The sequence below is a fragment of the Blochmannia endosymbiont of Camponotus quercicola genome (genome assembly GCF_059935335.1).
Map to the genome: position 1 here is coordinate 76115 of NZ_CP011794.1, position 18862 is coordinate 94976.

An 18862-nucleotide genomic window follows, 5' to 3' on the forward strand; every position below is an offset into this window, starting at 1 on the left:
GCATTAATAAAAATGCTTAATAATTGTTTCGACGTAATGAAAAATCAATCAATCAGGATACATAAGATTATATATAGTACAAATAATTTCATACGTAAGAACTTAATGCCAGTCTTGTAGTCCAATATAAAAATATTATTTCTTAACTTTTAAGTAAATGTATAATTTAACTGTATTTGCAGCATCATAGTAGTATCAACATACTAAGAGTTATTTTTATTGTAGATTTTAATTATTTATTGAATAATTTAATGTATTATAATTTTATTATTGATCTCAATATAGAACAAACGATGTTTTTATTAGTTTAGGATGTTTACCAGGTAAATTATGACTGTTATTTTTCCAAATTTTTCAAAATCTAGTGTATTAATTGTAGGAGATGTCATGTTGGATCGATATTGGTATGGGTCTACTGATAAAATTTCTCCAGAAGCACCTGTTCCCATTGTTAAGATTAATAAAATTATAGATCGACCAGGTGGAGCAGCCAATGTTGCAATGAATATTGCTGCTTTAGGTGCTCAATCAAAATTATTAGGATTAACTGGAGTTGATGAGGCAGCTAAAATTTTAAAAAAACAACTCGACGAATCAAATATAAAATGGAATTTTATCCCAATTAGTACATGTCCTACTATAATTAAATTACGAGTCATGTCACGTAATCAACAGCTCATTAGATTAGATTTTGAAGAATATTTCAATAATGTTGATACTACGAACTTGCTTAAACAAGTTGAATTGCATTTACCTAAATATAAGGTACTAGTACTATCTGATTATGCTAAGGGTTCTTTAAATTGTATAGAAGAAATTATTAAATTAGCGCGTTGTGCTAATATACCAATTATAATAGATCCCAAAGGTGTACAATTTTCTCGTTATAAAGGAGCTACTTTATTAACTCCTAATATATCAGAATTTGAATCGATAGTGGGGTTTTGTCGTAATGAAAAAATTTTAATAAATCGCGCTCAAGAAGTTATATTTGATTACGATTTATCAGCTTTATTGATTACGCGTTCTGATAAGGGTATGACTTTATGTACACGAGACGCCGCTCCATTACATTTCCCAGCTCAGACAAAAGAAGTATACGATGTAACAGGTGCTGGAGATACAGTAGTTGGCGTACTGTCAGCAGCATTGTCTTCTGGCAATAGTTTATCGCAGGCATGTTTTTTAGCTAATTTAGCCGCTAGTGCGGTAATAAGAAAATTAGGAACTTCTACTACTAATGTAACTGAAATAAAAAATATTATGAATAGCCACATATATACTAATATGCCTTTCGGTATATTAGATGAAAAAACATTAAAGCAGATAATACCTTTAGTTCGCAATAGAGGCGAAAAGATAGTCATGACTAATGGTGTGTTTGATATATTGCATTCTGGTCATGTAAGCTATTTAACTAATGCTAAAAAACTTGGAGATAGGTTGGTTGTAGCTGTAAACAGTGATGCTTCAACAAAACGTTTAAAAGGCAAGACAAGACCTATAAATACTTTAGAAAAGCGTATGTTTATATTAGCTGCGTTAACGGTAGTAGATTGGGTGGTGCCTTTTTATGAAGATACCCCCGCAAGATTAATTGCAGATTTGTCTCCAGATTTTTTAGTAAAAGGAGGAGACTATCGTATTTGTGATATTGAAGGAAGTCAAGAAGTATTTAATAGGGGAGGGAAAGTGCATGTATTAAATTTTCAAGCTGGTTGCTCTAGCAGTAATATTATTAATGTCATTAAACGTAAAAATTGAAAATAATGTGATTATCATTATTAAATATGCATTTTAATAAATGATGTTAAGAATATGGAAATAAGCGTTTAAGATACGAGATATTGTATGTTACAATAATTGTGATCCTTAAATATAAATAAAATACAATGTATTTGTCGAGGTGGTCGTAATATAGTTGTTTTGTTTGCGGGGGGGGGGAAGTAGTTACAACAGGTTTGTTTCTAACTTTATTCGTCATTAGGATAATTAGTTTTATTTGTTGTTAAGTTTGGCTTATATTGTTTTTCGCATCTTTAGATATTCATAATTATAATATTTTTATTATATTTTAAATAGGGAATAGCGGTATATCACCTATTGACTACCTATAATTTGCGATTATCTATCTAAGTTTGCAATGATTTTTAAATGTTTCTGTTCCAATTATATTTAAAAATTTTAAATGATTTTTGAGAATGAATTTATATAAATAATGAATAATTTTTTTAATTTCTAAATTTAATATAATAAATTTTATTAATTATTTTTTAATTGTTATGGTTGTTGCGTATAACGGATGATTTTTAGTATAAATTTTTGGTATGTATATGTCATGACGTGGCATATGTTGCATGTGTTGTTGGTATTGTGATAACGATAATGTTTAAACGTGTATCTTCAAATCAAAGGTAAGTTTTACTTAGATTGAGGATGGCTTGTTTGTGCATGGCAGATTTAATAAGGATTTAGATATTACTGACGATAGCTTTCATAAGGAAGGATAAAGTACAGATTATAGTTGATACTGATACGTATTTGTTTTTCTAAATTATGTTTTTATTTATAGTTAATTTTTACTTTTATTTCGCTAAATTATAACATTTGATGAGGATGAAATTAATCGTGCGTTGGCGGAATTTTTTATCTGAATTTGGTACACCCATAGAGCGTGTCCAAAATGCGTTAAAAATGTTACGTAATGGTCGTGGTATTTTAGTAATGGATGATGAACATCGTGAGAATGAAGGTGATATGATATTTGCTGCAGAAAATATGACAATTGCACAAATGGCATTCGCTATTCGCTATGGCAGCGGAATAGTTTGTTTATGTTTGACAGAGGATCGATGTAAGCAATTAAATTTAACAATGATGGTGGAGAATAATACCAATCGTTATAGGACTGCTTTTACTATTACGATAGAAGCAGCAAAAGGTGTAACTACTGGGGTTTCAGCCGCAGATAGAATAACTACCATTAGAGCTTCTATAGAAGATAACGCAAAGCCTTCTGATTTGAATCGTCCGGGGCATGTTTTTCCTTTACGCGCCCAAAATGGGGGAGTACTAGCTCGTTTTGGTCATACAGAAGCAGCAGTTGATTTAACGTCATTAGCCGGACTAAAACCATGTGGGGTGTTGTGTGAGGTAATTAATGATGATGGAAGCATGGCGCGTATATTAGAAATCATCGCATTTGCGCATAAACATAGAATGTCAGTTTTAACTATTTCAGATTTACTAACTTATCGTATTCATACAACTTAATAATAAATTATGGGTATTAATTAAATACCAAAATTAAATAGTATTTTGAATAATATATTTTACAACAAATTATATATATTGAATATAAATAAAGTATTAATATGTTTAATGTTAGAAATTTTCTTTATATATAAAATAGCATTATTTATACGATAATATTTTTATGTAAATGAAATCTATTTTTATGGATAAAGATAGTATTTTTTGGTTGTAACTTATTACAGTTAATAACTGTTTTAGGTAATGATAATTATGCGAAAAATAATGTAATTACAATCAAATACACAAATACAAATAATTACAAACTTTTTTAATAAGAAGTTCGCAGTGATACGCTCAAGGAGAAAGTATGCTTGCCATTATACGTGTTATTTTAGTCTTGATACTGTCAATGAGTATTTGTATATTTGGTATTATTTATTGTTTATTAAGATTTCGTCAATCATATCATACTGCTCTTTTTAGTCGTTTGTTTGGGAGCATGGCTCCTATTTTTGGTATTCAGGTTAAAATACGAAATTTGCCAGGTAATCAATTGCCGAGGCATTGTATATATATTGCTAATCATCAAAATAATTACGATATGATTACAGTGGCTTGTGTTGTAAAGCCACGTACAATAATGGTAGGTAAAAGAAGCTTATTATGGATTCCATTATTTGGGCAACTGTATTGGTTGTGTGGAAATATATTGATCAATCGTAGTCAACAGATTAGATCTCATAATACTTTAATAAAAGTAGTTAAAGCTATTAGAGTACATGATATTTCTATTTGGGTATTTCCAGAAGGTACACGTAGCGCTGGTAGGGGATTATTACCTTTTAAAATTGGTGCTTTTCATGCTGCAATTTCTGCTAAAGTACCAGTTGTACCTGTTTGTGTATCTAATATTTCTAATCATAAAATAAAATTAAACCGTTGGTCTAACGGTTTAGTGATTATTGAAATTATGCCCCCTATAGAAACTCAACAATATGAACCCAATAAGGTGCGTGATATGACTAAGTATTGTTATGAGGTTATGAAGATGAAAATTGATTCATTAAATCAAGAAGTAATTGAATATGAAACACAGATAGCTAGATCATTAAAAACGCATTGTATAAAATAATTTTTAAATATATTAAAATATACAGTGTTTGTCATTTGTTACTTGGGATATGTAGGGATTACAGATATAATGTATAAAATGTTACAACAACGATGTTGTTGCGATTAGATGGTTAGAATAAACTTTATATAGTTATTAGAGTTTTTGTTATGAGAACTAGAAACTTAAAGTATCTTGAAATTAATGAGGATATGTATTTGTATGACTATATAAATTTATATGCGGTTAAGGCCATTCGATAAATCATTAATTAAATCACTAGGATGCTCTAATCCTACGTGGACTCTGACTAATGTTCCCGTAAAATCTAATGTACCGACGGGACGTATAGGACGTAGTTCTTCTACTTGATTAACTAAAATTAAAGATTCGAATCCACCCCAGGAGTATGCAATTTTAAAGTGTTCAAAATTATTAATAAAATTAGACATTTGTATGTCATTTAAACGTTTCTTCAAAATAAACGAAAATAATCCACTAGATCCACTAAAATCTCTTATAAAGTATTTATGTCCTTTACATGTAGTTAAGGCCGGATGATTTACTCGTTCTATTGCTGGGTGCTGGGCTAACCAATGAGCGACATGTAACCCATTTTCTTCATGTTGTTTTAATCTAACATGTAACGTACGTAATCCACGAGATGCCATGTAAGCGGTATCAGCGTCAACTATTTGACCCATTAAATAAGATTGTTCTTGCAGTTGATCCCAACAACGTGCATTGGAAACTGCGGTTCCTATCATACCATCAGAATGGCCTATGATATATTTAGTGCCTGATTGCAAAGAAATGTCTACTCCTATGTCTAGTGCTTTTAAAAAAACTCCCGCCGACCAAGTATTATCTAATAATATGATAATGTCTGATTTTTTTTCGCGTACTGTTTTTACGATGTCAGGAATATTTTGTACCTCCATGGTGATTGATCCCGGCGATTCTAATATCACCAAACGAGTGTTATGTTGAATTAATAGAGAAAGATCATTTCCGATTAATGGATCGAACCAAGTAGTGTCTATATTCATGTCTTTTAACATATTTCGACAGAATTTTTGAGTTGGTTCGTATGCGGATCCTGTCATTAATATATGATCACCTGGACGTACAAAAGATAGGATTGTATGAGTAATTGCTGCTGTACCACATGGATATAGCATGCAACCAACGCCATTTTCTAACTCAGCCATTGATTGGCGTAGAGAAAAATGGGTGATGGTTCCATATCTACCATAGAATAACTTATCGGTTGTATTATGATTTTTAATAGCTTGTTTTTTTTGTTCAATGGAATTGAATACTACTGAGGATGCTCGTTGAATAATAGGATTAATTGCACCATATGTATATTTTTCATCTCTTCCAGAGTTAACTAGCTTAGTTTCAATTTTTATCATGATTTACTGTATTGAACGATTAATCACAAAAACTACAAATCAGCTTTCTACTATGTAGTAGAATATTTTATTTGCATATATTTATATGCATGTTCTTCAATTAAAATTTTAATACAACAATAATTCTAATTTTTCTGATTTTAATAAAAGTCAGTAACGATGTCTAGTTATTTTATTTGATATATAATGTTAATTTATCTTATTATATAAGATCAAATGGATTTAAAACAATTACATAGGATAGGATATAATACAGTATAATCAATTTTTATTTACAATAAAATATACTTTTAATTAAACTATTTAAGCTATCATCGCTGATGATAAAGCGATTAGAATATATATATATGCATGTGTCTAAATTTATGCAGATAGTATTACATAAACTTTATTTATTAGTTTTATAGTATATGCTATGACGCAATGTCATTGTTACACTAGTTTTTGAAAAAAAAATAGTTGTCATAAGTTTATAAGCGTATATATTAAATCGAATTATTATATTGTTTATATGATATACAGAATTTAATAAAAATGAGCGAGTAAATGTTGTTTAATGGCAATTATTTGCGCCCTTAATGATTAGGGTTGATATAATTGTTATTTGTGGTAATAGAGGATGATTGGTTGTATCGACAAAATAAAATTGATTCCATAAATCTTACGACAGTAAATTCTATGTGTATAGAATAATATTTTAAAAATAACCGTAGTAATTATTAAATATTTGGATAATGTCAGTTCAGTTGTATTTGGTATAGTTAGCCATCAACTTGAATTTTGGGGCTTACCTGTTGTTTAATATAGTTCTAAATTTAATTTTTAATATGTTATTTCTGGATTAAACGTTAGTTATTGATTTTATGGTATATTATAAGTGGGTATAATTTTTGATCGTTTTTAGTTAAGATAAGATTATCTATTGAATATTGTTGATTTATTAATTCTTTAAAACTTCCAATAACTGGATTGAAAAATGTAGTTTGTGTTATTCAGATATCGTCTTATGTGTGTAAAATAAAAATAATTTATAATTATTTTTATTTTACACACATAAATACTTTATTATAAATGTGTCGTCTATGTTGTCTTTTATCGTAAATCAATGGTTTTATTTGAATTGTGACGGTGTTTTATTTGTTTCATTTCGTTCATTTAAACAAGTTGTGTTTTATGAATAATTTATGGCCATTCAGTTTTACTTATTTTTTTACAGAAGTATGTGCAATATAATATGTGGAATTTTATGTAAATTTCGTTGAAAATTCATACAATATTTAAAAAATATTGTTTTGTAGTCTAAACTTAAAAAAAATCGATTAATTTTAATCTTGGATATATGTGCCCGGACTTGGAATTGAACCAAGGACACGAGGATCTTCAGTCCTCTGCTCTACCAACTGAGCTATCCGGGCTTGTTAGTTTGTTATGTATATCATCTCATCTGCACGAATAAAATTTAATCGTATTATCTTTATTATTTTGATTTCGTCAATATATTTTGTTGGTTAATAGGTTTCTATATTGTTTTTTATTCATACCGAATTTTAAGGAGATTTTAAGATTAACATAAGAATTCTGTTTGTGTTTTCTTGTTAATTTTTCACATAATTATTGCAATGAAGTTTTTCATAAAGTTTAGCTTATAAAGTATGAGTGAACATCATGGTATTACGAGTATTACACATTATCAAGGATCATGCGATATGTATTTTACTGTATCTTCGAAATATTAATGTTGTTTTAATACAGATTGCATCCACGATAAATAATTTGGTTCCCCGTCTGTGATGGGGAGCACTAATAATTCTGGAACTTTATAAGGATGTAGTTTTTTTATTGTGTTCCATACTGGCTCTTTTAAAAAATTATGTGTTTTGATTAGTAATTGTAATTCATAATGGTCCTTTAGGGTGTTTTCCCAATAATAAAACGAGCGTACTTCGTGTAATAAAGTGATGCACGCTGCTAGTTTATGGCGTAATAAGGTTTTTGTTATATTTAAAACAACAGACATGTCATTAGGTGTAGTACATAAAATTATTATCATTTTTTCTCTTTAAATAATTCAGCTAAACATCTATCAGTTCTATTTCTACAGAAAAATGTTTATGCTTTGTTTTTGAAATATTTTGTCAATCATTTCATGATGTATATTGATTTGTGATGATATTAATGCGTATTATTTTTCTTCATTATACTAAACGATGATTATGTGTATAGTTATAAGTAAATAAATATCAACTTTTATTAATAATCAGAAGGTGTATTCATAAAGACTCAGATGTATGCATATATGTAAAAAATTTTTTGCCCCCCCTTGAAGCAATCTTGAATGCCCCCATTTAAATGTTGTCCTGAAGTGGTGAATATTAATAAAATTTGCATCTAATGTCCAATGTAAGAAATTATTAATGTAGAATGCAAATAGTTAGTAGATAATATAATTAGGGAGCATTAAATGAAAATTCGTCCATTGCATGATCGTGTAATTGTTAAACGTAAAGAGGTTGAATCAAAATCTGCGGGAGGTATCGTGTTGACTGGATCTGCAGCAGGAAAATCTACACGTGGAGAAGTATTGGCTGTTGGTCATGGCCGCGTTTTGGAAAACGGAGGAGTAAAAGCTCTAGATGTGCGTGTTGGTGATACCGTTATTTTTAATGACGGGTATGGTGTAAAAGTGGAGAAAATTGATAATGAAGAAGTATTAATTATGTCAGAAAGCGATATCCTTGCTATCGTTGAGAAATAATTCGCGACTAACTTATTAATTGAACTAAATTTTTAAGGAAAATGAAATGGCAGCTAAAGATGTGAAGTTTGGAAATGATGCTCGTGTCAAGATGCTGCGCGGTGTGAATGTGTTAGCCGACGCGGTGAAAGTTACTCTTGGGCCTAAAGGTAGAAATGTGGTGTTAGATAAATCTTTTGGGGCTCCAGTTATAACTAAAGATGGAGTGTCTGTGGCACGAGAGATTGAATTGGAAGACAAATTTGAAAATATGGGTGCTCAAATGGTGAAGGAGGTTGCTTCTAAAGCAAATGATTCTGCGGGTGACGGAACTACTACTGCCACTGTGTTAGCGCAATCTATAGTTAATGAAGGACTAAAGGCCGTAGCCGCTGGCATGAACCCCATGGATTTGAAACGTGGGATTGATAAGGCAGTAGTTGCAGCAGTAGAAGAACTGAAAAAGTTGTCTGTGCCTTGTTCAGACCCTAAGGCTATTGCTCAAGTGGGTACTATTTCCGCAAATTCTGATGAAACTGTTGGTAAACTTATTGCACAGGCAATGGATAAGGTGGGAAAAGAGGGAGTTATTACTGTAGAAGAGGGGTCTGGTTTGCAGGATGAATTAGATGTAGTTGAAGGCATGCAATTCGACCGCGGTTATCTGTCTCCTTATTTTGTTAATAAACCTGAAAGTGGTACAGTAGAGTTAGAACATCCTTTTATTTTGTTAGCAGATAAAAAAATTTCTAACATTAGGGAAATGTTACCTATATTAGAGTCTGTTGCTAAAGCAGGAAAACCGTTACTTATTATTGCTGAAGATGTTGAAGGTGAAGCTTTAGCTACTTTGGTGGTAAATAATATGCGTGGTATAGTAAAAGTAACCGCTGTAAAGGCACCAGGGTTTGGTGATCGGCGTAAAGCTATGTTACAAGATATAGCTATACTGACCGCAGGAACTGTGATTTCTGAAGAAATTGGATTGGAATTGGAAAAAGCAACGTTAGAAGATATGGGTCAGGCTAAACGTATAGTGATCACTAAAGATGCTACTACTATTATTGATGGAGTAGGAAATAAGTCTGCTATAAATAGCCGTGTAGCACAAATTAATCAACAACGTGATGAAGCTACTTCTGATTATGATCGTGAGAAGTTGCAAGAACGTGTTGCTAAATTAGCTGGTGGAGTTGCAGTAATTAAAGTTGGAGCAGCTACTGAAGTAGAAATGAAGGAAAAGAAGGCGCGTGTAGAAGATGCATTGCATGCAACTCGTGCTGCTGTAGAAGAAGGTGTAGTTGCAGGGGGTGGTGTAGCCTTAATTCGCGTAGCGAATGCTATTAGAAATCTATGTGGCGATAATGAGGATCAAAATGTTGGTATTAAGGTAGCTCGTCGTGCAATGGAAGCTCCGTTGCGTCAAATTATGGCAAATGCTGGAGAAGAACCATCAGTAATTGCTAACAATGTTAGATCAGGAGAAGGCAATACCGGTTATAATGCTGCTACTGAAAAATATGGTAATATGATCGAGTTGGGAATTCTAGATCCTACTAAAGTAACTCGTTCTGCTTTGCAATATGCAGCGTCTATTGCAGGTTTAATGATTACTACTGAATGTATGGTGACTGAATTACCTAAAGAAGATAAACCAGATTTAGGAAACTCAGGAGCGGGTGGTAGCATGGGTGGTATGATGTAGTTTGTCATCACAATAAATAATTGTGACCGAAATAAACAACCCTAGTCTAATTTACAAGACTAGGGTTGTTTATTTCGGTGCTGTATTCTAAAAGTAGTTAATTAATTGGATGTTTCTAATTTTATTGAAAATTAATTTGTTATGGTATTATACAACATTAATGAATTTAGAGCTGGACTTAAGATTATTCAAAACGGGGAACCGTGTATTATTGTGGGTAATGAATCTGTAAAACCTGGTAAAGGGCAGGTTTTTACTCGCGTGAAGTTGAGACAAATAGTTTCTGGAAAAATTTTAGAAAAGACTTTTAAGTCTGGAGATTTTTTAGAATCAGCTGATATCATAGATATCAGCTTGGTTTATGTCTATCATGATAGTGAATTTTGGTATTTCATGGATGAAAAAAATTTTGAAGAGATCCCTATTTCTGAAAAAACAATAGGAATGAACATTAAGTGGATTATACCTCAACTACACTATGTGGTAACTTTATGGAATGAAATACCAATTCTTGTAACTCCTCCTGAGTGTATAGAATTAAAAATTGTCAAGATTACTCCAGTCAAAAAGAATAGTACTAGATCGTCTGGAATTAAATTAGCTACTGTAAGTACTGGCGCTTTAGTTAAAGTACCATTTTTTATTCAATTAGGAGATTTAATCAAAATTAATACTCGTTTGGGCACATATATCTCTCGAACGAAATAAGTCATAATAATATTTACTTTGTTGTGTAATAATTTTCATTAGGATAGTTAGAATCAAAATTATTAATGGATGATTGGTTATTATAAAGATATATAGGTGTATATGGTAACTCTAATCCATTATTTTGGTAATATTCTATAATCAACATATGTATTTGATGACATAAAGGCATACGAAACTTTATATCTGATATATGTATTCGTATTTCAAATATAGGTAATCCTTGTTGTAAGTCCACTAAATATACCTCTGGAGATGGAGTGCTTAAGGAAAAAGAGGAATTTTTTACTATTTGTAATAAAGCTTTGACTATTTTTTTCATATCTGTTTTCAACGGGGCAGGAACGCGTAATACTACGCGTGTTAATGTATCTGACAAAGACCAATTGATGAATTTTTTTGTAATAAATTCTTTATTTGGAATGATAATTTCTTTATGATTCCAATCAGTAATAATAGTTGCACGAGTATTGATTCGGGTAATGTTTCCAGTAAATTTATTGATGGTGACAGTGTCACCAATACGAATTGGTTTTTCAAAAAGTATCATTAATCCAGAGATGAGATTAGCAAAGATTTCTTGTAATCCGAAACCTAATCCAACACCTAACGCTGCTATCAACCATTGTATTTTAGTCCATTCTATACCTATTAAAGAGCATCCTATTATTCCTCCGAAGAACATCAATATATATTTAGTTAAGGTGGTAACAGCATATCCTGTTCCTGGTGTAAGGTCTAGATACTGTAAAAAAGTAAGTTCTAAAAATGCTGGTAAGTTTTTTACTATTTTTGTAGTAATGATGATCACTAAAACAGCAATAAGAAATGAATTTAATGTTATAGGTTGAATATTTTCAACTCCTTTTATAGTAGATGTAACATCCCATAGTGTAATGTTTTCCAAAAAAGAAAATGCAGAATACAATTCAGACCATAATAAAGTGATTAATAATATAGCAACAATAGTAATGATAGATCGTATTAATTGTAATGATTGTGTGCTAATGGTATCTAAATCTAAAATCTTTTTATTATTTTCGTCATGGGCATGCGGTGTTAATTTGTTAGTCTGCAATTGAGAAGAATTTAATTTATTACGTGTTCTTAGAGTTAAAAGTGCGCCTCGTTTTTGTTTGGCATGTTCAAAAGCAATACGTCGTCGTTGAATAGATGTCCATCTACGAATAACATAGTATATAATTAATGATACAATCCAAATGAATAATGATGTTTCTAGTCGTGTTAATAATTCTTGAGCAGCAAACAAGTAGCCTAAAATACAGGAAATTGCTGCTATTATTGGTGCGCATATCATTATATTCCATAAAGAATGATTTATAACATTCTTAGAGGAATCATATTTATTTAAATATAAAGGTAATCCAGAATGTTTGAGGTTATTAGTAATGAAAGTTAAATAAATACATAATAGAATGAAACATAAACGCCCTAAAGTGTTAGAAAATTCTCTATCGTTGTAATTATTAAATATAGTTAGCATCATTATTAAAAAAACAATTGTACCAACAGCCCAGGCGTAATGACGCGAAAAAACTTGTTGAACTCTTTTTTTTTGCCAACCAAAATGGGTAATAAACAATCCTTTTGAAGACGCAAAATAAGCGCTTACTATAAACGTCCATAATATAAAAGTTGTGGCATTAATTCCGTCGCTAATTGCAATAGAAATAGGATATACCCAAGCAGCATAACTTAAACTATATCCTATGATCGCCCATAACATTGGAACTGGTAAAGCTATCAACATTGAGTACCATATATTATGAAAAGTGAGTAAAAAATTATCTTGATTGACTTTGCCTATTTTTTTACTAGATTGTTCCAAAAATTTTTGATAATGATGACGTGTACCAAAATGAAATCCAATTGATGTGATGATACATAATATTATTAGTGTTAGTGTTTTGCGATTAGTAAAAATTATCTTTAATGAAGATATTATTTGGGAATTAAATTTATGCGCGATTAATAATCTGTGTAAATCTTGATAAATGTCTAGCAGATAGGATACGGTAATTGGATGAACATCAGCAACCCAAAATAAATGTCGACGTGTAGCTTTCTGTACATTTTGTAATGCTTCCTTAAGTTCTTCATATGCAACCTTTAATTTTGTTAATTCAAGGATTTGTGCGTCAAAACTATTTAATAATGAAGTAATGAGGTTACGTTGTGTAGTGATCTGTTTTTCAAGAATATGTTTTTGGAACAATGTTAGTGGACTACCGTCGTCTTGTTTGATGTGTGACAACAGTGAAGGCGTTAGTGTATTTAATTGATTTTCATATTGTAGACGTTCAGCTCTTAATTGCGCCATATTATGATCTAGTTGTTGAAATTTAGGTATTTCTGGTAACTTAGAAACTTGAGAGCGCAGGGTTTCTCCAAGAGCTGGGGATTTATCTAGCCATTGCGCTTGTTCGAGTAAGTTGTCGAAAGTTTGACGTACTCGCAATATACATGATGCAACTTCTTGTTTCTTTGAAGTGATGTCGTTCATGTAGTGTGTTTGTTTATTAAGCAGAAACGAAAGGTCATGATTGATTTTTAATTGTTTTTTGATAGATTTTGGTAGTGTATTATCTTGGTTTATTGATGTTTTTTTTGTATATTGAATGGGTTGATTAGTTTCAGTTTTACATAAATGGTTTAATTGGTTTTTTAGTATTTGTAGTTTATTGTCTATGTGATTGTATTTTTGTGGAAGTAATGATACACTAAATCGAGATAATTCGTTGCTATTGTTGGTCTTGAATTGATGAAACTTAGGTTCGATCATTTTTAATTGTTTAATTGTTTGTTTTGATTGTTCTGATAGATCTGTGAATTGATGATTAATTTGGAATAATTTTCGTTTTAGTGTATAACCTGAAAGGTCTTTATTAATATTGATACTTTGATGAGATATATTGTCATGCTCTTTACGTAATTGGAAAGTTATATATAAAAAATCGTCCATAATTTTTTGATATTCTTCAATGTTAATGGTAGAATGTTTTGTTTCTGAAATAAAATGCAACGTAGGTTGTAAATTACATATAATGGTTTTTTGATGATCGGTAATATGTTTTTTATGTTGTGTATATTGTAAATATTTTTTTATTTCTTGATTATTTGAAAAATTATAAGAAAATGCTATTGATGAAAATAGCAATTTTACTATATATGTCAATAAAAAAAAATATTTTAAAAATATAGTTTTCTTTTGAATAGTGCCCATATATGTGTGCAAATATCATTACAAAGTTTGTAAAATATATAATGCGCTGTAATTATTGTTTTTGACTATATCCTGACGCTAGGGGCATTCCAATACGAGTGATGTCACGTGGTTTTAGCAGATTATTTAAAATAACTTTTTTGTCACTGAACAAATTAATAACAGTGGACCCTAGTTTAAATAACCCCATTTCCTGCCCTTTTTGTAATACTATAGAATTATCGGTATTTGTAGCATTTTCGGGGTAACGCCAATGTTTAACAACACCTTCTCGTGGCGGGGTGATTGTACCTAACCATGCGGTTTCAATACTCCCTACTATTATAGCTCCAACTAAAATTTGAGCCATATAACCAAAATCTGTTTCAAACAAACAGATTACTCTTTCATTACGAGAAAATATATTAGGTATATTTTTAGTAATTTTTGGGTGTACTGAAAATAAATCTCCAGGTATATATAAGACTTCACGGAGTGTTCCTGTGCAAGGCATGTAAATGCGATGACAGTTTTGTGGAGGTATGTAAATAATAACGAAACTTCCGTTACTAAAATAGTCAATGATGTTATCATGACCTGCTAATAAACCATCTAAATGATAAGGGACGTTTTTTACTTGAAAGATATTTGTTTGATTTATTTTCCCTATTTGGGTAATGATTCCATCAGCTGGAATAATTAACGTAGATGGATTGGTATCGATAGGTCGAGCATTTTTATTTAATTTTCGAGCAAAAAATGCATTAAATGTTGCATAATCAGCTAAATTAGAGTTATCGGATTCATTCGTATCTATTTCATAGATACGAATGAATAGCAGAATAGCATAACGTGTTATCCATCCACCTTTCCATGAAGCTCCTAGTCCTATTAAATAAGTAATCCAGTATTTTGGTAGTAAGTATTGTAATAAAATTTGTATTTTTTCTAACATAATTCGTACCTAATTTAGATTATTAATTTCCTAGTCAATGATTAGCGATTTAGATTATATATATTGTGTTGTTAGTTTATGTTGGAAATTTATATTTCTTTCAAACATCAATATAACATATTATATGTTTTTAATTGTATAAAAGTTGTTTTAGTTCCACCTAAAAATACAGTTAAGCTTATATTTTTTAATCTTACGGACATGTGAAGTCTTATTTTCTTTCATAACTGTGATTGTGTAGTAAGTGGACTTTTTATAAATTATGAGTTTATCTTAAATTCGAGATAAAGAAGTAATTATTAACGGTGGCAGTATAATAAAACCATAGTTGAAAAGTTTTCTATAATTTACTAGTGATTAATTTTTATTATTCTGTAAAATTCTAAAATGAAATTTGTAAGTAATAAATCTTGTAAATTTTGTTGAAATAATGTAGTGATTTATCTTGAATATTTTTATAATTTTACTGAGATTTGACATAGAATAAAAATAACGTAGATAAGAATATATTCCAATATAGCAATATTAATATTGTGTGTTAAGGGGAAAATTCAGTACATAGGTAAGGTAAGTAGGGGTTATATGCGTGATAATAATTTGATATGGATTGATTTAGAGATGACTGGATTAAATCCAGAGCGGGATCGTATTTTGGAAATAGCTACTTTAGTTACTGATAGTAAATTAAATATTTTATCGGAGGGGCCTGTTATAGCAATACATCAATCTGAATCCCAGTTATCATTAATGGACGATTGGAATACACGTGTTCATAGTGCCACCGGATTATTGGAAAAAGTAAGATCTAGTAAATTAGATGAGATTAGTGCATCTAATTTGACAATAAAATTTTTAAGAAATTGGGTTGATTTTAAAAAATCACCGATATGTGGAAGTAGTATAGCTCAGGATCGTCGATTTTTATTCCGATATATGTCAGAATTAGAATCATATTTTAATCATCATTATTTAGATGTTAGCACGATTAAAGAATTAATGATTCGTTGGAGACCGGATTTGATATCTGGATTACATCTGCATAGAACCCATTGTGCATTGGAGGATATTCGTGAATCTATTTCAGAATTGATGTACTATCGTAGGCATTTTATACAGTTATAAGATACGTAATAAGGTATTAATTTAGATATTTTTTAAAATATAGAGATATTATTACGAATAGTAGTTAATTAAGTATAAATTTTGCTATTGTCAGTAATACGTAGATAACTGAATAAGTAATTATATTGTGTTATTATTTTAAATAAGCGGGAATAGCTCAGTTGGTAGAGCACAACCTTGCCAAGGTTGGGGTCGCGAGTTCGAATCTCGTTTCCCGCTTTATTGTTTATTGTGGCGTTTAAGTTTTGTATTGTTGACTGTATTATGTATTTATTTCAAAATAGCTCACGGGAACGTAATGTCAATAATGTTATATTATAGCTCATTATGTATTATGTCATAAATTGTTATGATCGTTTAAAATTTATTATAATACATATTCGTTAATGCGGAAATGAGTTTTGTAATTGATGTATGTGAATATGATAAGTTTGCGTACGTTAGCTTTTATGAAAATATTGGTACTATGGCTTTATTTTTTATATATTTGATTGGATACTTATTGTTTTATATTTATACATATATTTAATCTAAAAAAAATCAATACCTTGTCGATGTACTTGACAACAGTGTGAATTAATTTTTTAACATGTGTATATTGTTATTTTTAATTTAATATTAATTTGATCTAGTTTATTTTAGATATATTAGTATATTGTCTGAATTTATACAGAGTATAAAGTTTTTATGTGTATTGCTATCTATTCATACAAATGCTTGAGCAATAAACGATTACGCAAAATTTTCTATTTTATTTTATTTTATTTATAAGATATTTTGAGCGTATAAGATTCTGAATTGTATTCATGATGAAGAAATGTGTATTAGTATTATCTGATGAGTCAAAAACCCTATTATTAAGTGCTACATTAGCTTCTGTTTGCGCTCAAGGTTGTGTAATTTATTTGAATGGCTATGTAGGGTCAGGAAAATCTGTTTTTTGTAAAGGATTTTTGCACGCATTAGGATATGTTGGACACATAAACAGTCCTACGTACACTTTGATTGAATCTTATATTTTGGCGCGATGGCATGTGTACCATTTTGATTTTTATCGGTTAAATTCTTCAGAAGAACTTGAGTACATGGGAATAAGAGATTATTTTGATGGGCGTGCTATATGTTTAATAGAGTGGCCAAAACAAGGAATGGGCATTTTACCGAAAGAAGATATTTCGGTGACTATAAATTATTATAAACGTAAAGAATCTAGGCAAGTAATTATAGAATCTTTTAGTAAATTAGGTCACAGAATGTTAGATGCCTTATTAGCATATTGGAAATTAGATACATGAAGTTGAGGTTGAGATACGAAATAATTTTCGTAATGATCATATTCTTGAAATATTTATGTGTTGAATCAGTTATAGCATCAACTCTTAATGCAGTAAAAGTTACAAATAATGCAAATCAAGCCACAGTAATGTTGGACAGCGCTGCTGTTCCTGCGTATGTGGTATTTTCTTTGCACAATCCGGAAAGGATTGTAATAGATCTTTTAAAAACATCTAAAGTCCAAAAGCACGTTTTTCCAATATATTTCAATGGTACCAATTTAGTAAAATGCATCCGAGTAAATACATCTATTAAGCATCAAAATATACGTATAGTATTAGATCTAACCTGTCCTGCAAATATAGGAACAGTAACACAAAAGAAAGTAAAAGAAAATTACCGTATTATATTAACAATTTTAAAAAAAAAGGTATTTGCTGTAGCTGATGTAAATACTCGTAAGATATCATCCATTGCGCATCATAAAATTTATATTAATTCAAGCCAAGCTATAAATAATCAAAAGAGAATAATAGATGCACAATTTAGAACAAACCAGCATTACAGGAAGACACTATCTCCTATTATTGTAGCTATCGATGCTGGACATGGAGGGCAAGATCCAGGAGCTACAGGGCGTCATGGAATATATGAGAAAAATATTACAATTAATATAGCTAAGAAACTAAAAATATTGTTGGATTTAGATCCGAGTTTTAGAGCTGTTATGGTACGAGATGGAGATTATTTTTTATCGGTGACGGAGCGTTCTAATTTGGCTCGAAAAAGAGGAGCAAATGTATTAATTTCTATTCATGCAGATTCTGCTTTAAATACCAATGTTAGAGGGGCTTCAGTTTGGGTGCTGTCTAATCGTCGAGCTAAAATTGAAATGATACATTGGTTGCAACGCACCGAAAAACATTCAGAGTTATTGGGAGGGCTAGGAGATATATTAACTAGTTATCGCAACGATCCGTATTTTAATCGTTTGGTTTTAGACTTGCAATTTGGTTATGCTCAACGGGTGGGGTATGATATTGCGGCACATGTGTTGCATCAATTGAAAAATATTACTCCTTTGCATAAGGATATACCTGAGTATTCTAGTTTTGGTGTATTGCGATCTCCTGATATTCCATCTATTTTAGTAGAAACTGGTTTTATTAGTAACGTAAAAGAAGAGTTTCTGCTTGCTAATAATGGATACCAAGAAAAAATTGCTAATGCTTTATACAAAGGTTTACGTTCTTATTTCATAAGATCACAAAACAAACCATTAGATCATTCATAAATTTGAAAATAGGTATTACTGTAAATTAATAAATAATAGTATTATTTTAAATTAAATTATCA

Annotated in this window: 13 protein-coding genes and 2 tRNA genes; 10 read left to right on the forward strand and 5 right to left on the reverse strand. The window is 30.4% G+C overall.

Features of this window, described 5'->3' with window-relative positions:
* The first annotated feature begins 330 nt into the window (after nucleotides 1-330).
* From hldE to CBquer539_RS00335, 3 genes are all read left to right on the forward strand, one after another.
* Nucleotides 331-1764 (forward strand): bifunctional D-glycero-beta-D-manno-heptose-7-phosphate kinase/D-glycero-beta-D-manno-heptose 1-phosphate adenylyltransferase HldE, encoded by a 1434-nt coding sequence (hldE, locus tag CBquer539_RS00325; RefSeq protein WP_500836487.1) that lies wholly within the window; start codon nucleotides 331-333, stop codon nucleotides 1762-1764.
* Nucleotides 1765-2616: 852 nt separating this feature from the next.
* Nucleotides 2617-3273, forward strand: coding sequence for a 3,4-dihydroxy-2-butanone-4-phosphate synthase (ribB, locus tag CBquer539_RS00330; RefSeq protein ID WP_500836488.1), 657 nt, complete (start codon nucleotides 2617-2619; stop codon nucleotides 3271-3273).
* Nucleotides 3274-3622: 349 nt separating this feature from the next.
* A complete protein-coding gene (locus CBquer539_RS00335; protein ID WP_500836489.1) occupies nucleotides 3623-4387 on the forward strand; it encodes a 1-acylglycerol-3-phosphate O-acyltransferase in 765 nt (254 codons plus the stop codon).
* A gap of 215 nt (nucleotides 4388-4602) precedes the next feature.
* On the opposite strand, the gene metC is transcribed toward CBquer539_RS00335, so the two are convergent.
* From metC to cutA, 3 genes are all read right to left on the reverse strand, one after another.
* On the reverse strand, nucleotides 4603-5784 hold the full coding sequence (gene metC / locus CBquer539_RS00340; RefSeq protein ID WP_500836490.1) for a cystathionine beta-lyase: 1182 nt from the start codon (nucleotides 5782-5784) through the stop codon (nucleotides 4603-4605).
* 1342 nt (nucleotides 5785-7126) lie between these two features.
* A tRNA-Phe gene (locus CBquer539_RS00345) sits at nucleotides 7127-7199 on the reverse strand.
* 317 nt (nucleotides 7200-7516) lie between these two features.
* On the reverse strand, nucleotides 7517-7834 hold the full coding sequence (cutA, locus tag CBquer539_RS00350; protein ID WP_500836491.1) for a divalent-cation tolerance protein CutA: 318 nt from the start codon (nucleotides 7832-7834) through the stop codon (nucleotides 7517-7519).
* Nucleotides 7835-8245: 411 nt separating this feature from the next.
* Here cutA and CBquer539_RS00355 point away from each other — a divergent pair, with 411 nt between their 5' ends.
* The 3 genes from CBquer539_RS00355 to efp all read left to right on the forward strand — a co-directional run bounded on the left by CBquer539_RS00355 (nucleotide 8246) and on the right by efp (nucleotide 10931).
* Nucleotides 8246-8539: a co-chaperone GroES gene (locus CBquer539_RS00355; RefSeq protein WP_250223288.1), complete on the forward strand. Its 294-nt coding sequence runs from the start codon at nucleotides 8246-8248 to the stop codon at nucleotides 8537-8539.
* Between the two features lie 46 nt (nucleotides 8540-8585).
* The gene (gene groL, locus CBquer539_RS00360; RefSeq protein WP_500836492.1) at nucleotides 8586-10223 is read left to right on the forward strand and encodes a chaperonin GroEL; all 1638 of its coding nucleotides are present in this window, start codon (nucleotides 8586-8588) and stop codon (nucleotides 10221-10223) included.
* 141 nt (nucleotides 10224-10364) lie between these two features.
* Nucleotides 10365-10931 (forward strand): elongation factor P, encoded by a 567-nt coding sequence (efp, locus tag CBquer539_RS00365; RefSeq protein ID WP_500836493.1) that lies wholly within the window; start codon nucleotides 10365-10367, stop codon nucleotides 10929-10931.
* 13 nt (nucleotides 10932-10944) lie between these two features.
* Here the strand turns inward: efp and mscM are convergent, their stop codons facing one another.
* A complete protein-coding gene (mscM, locus tag CBquer539_RS00370) occupies nucleotides 10945-14175 on the reverse strand; it encodes a miniconductance mechanosensitive channel MscM (protein ID WP_500836494.1) in 3231 nt (1076 codons plus the stop codon).
* Between the two features lie 52 nt (nucleotides 14176-14227).
* Nucleotides 14228-15109 (reverse strand): archaetidylserine decarboxylase, encoded by an 882-nt coding sequence (gene asd, locus CBquer539_RS00375; RefSeq protein ID WP_500836495.1) that lies wholly within the window; start codon nucleotides 15107-15109, stop codon nucleotides 14228-14230.
* A gap of 582 nt (nucleotides 15110-15691) precedes the next feature.
* Between asd and orn the strand changes: the two genes are divergently transcribed.
* The 4 genes from orn to CBquer539_RS00395 all read left to right on the forward strand — a co-directional run bounded on the left by orn (nucleotide 15692) and on the right by CBquer539_RS00395 (nucleotide 18800).
* The gene (orn, locus tag CBquer539_RS00380; protein ID WP_500836496.1) at nucleotides 15692-16231 is read left to right on the forward strand and encodes an oligoribonuclease; all 540 of its coding nucleotides are present in this window, start codon (nucleotides 15692-15694) and stop codon (nucleotides 16229-16231) included.
* A gap of 146 nt (nucleotides 16232-16377) precedes the next feature.
* Nucleotides 16378-16450, forward strand: a tRNA-Gly gene (locus CBquer539_RS00385).
* A 587-nt stretch (nucleotides 16451-17037) separates the two neighbouring features.
* Nucleotides 17038-17526 carry a tRNA (adenosine(37)-N6)-threonylcarbamoyltransferase complex ATPase subunit type 1 TsaE gene (gene tsaE / locus CBquer539_RS00390; RefSeq protein ID WP_500836497.1) on the forward strand — a complete coding sequence of 163 codons (489 nt, stop codon included), beginning with the start codon at nucleotides 17038-17040 and terminating at the stop codon, nucleotides 17524-17526.
* Complete coding sequence (locus tag CBquer539_RS00395) at nucleotides 17523-18800, forward strand: N-acetylmuramoyl-L-alanine amidase (RefSeq protein WP_500836498.1); 1278 nt, start codon at nucleotides 17523-17525, stop codon at nucleotides 18798-18800. Before tsaE ends, CBquer539_RS00395 begins: the two co-directional genes overlap by 4 nt.
* The last annotated feature ends 62 nt before the right edge of the window (nucleotides 18801-18862 follow it).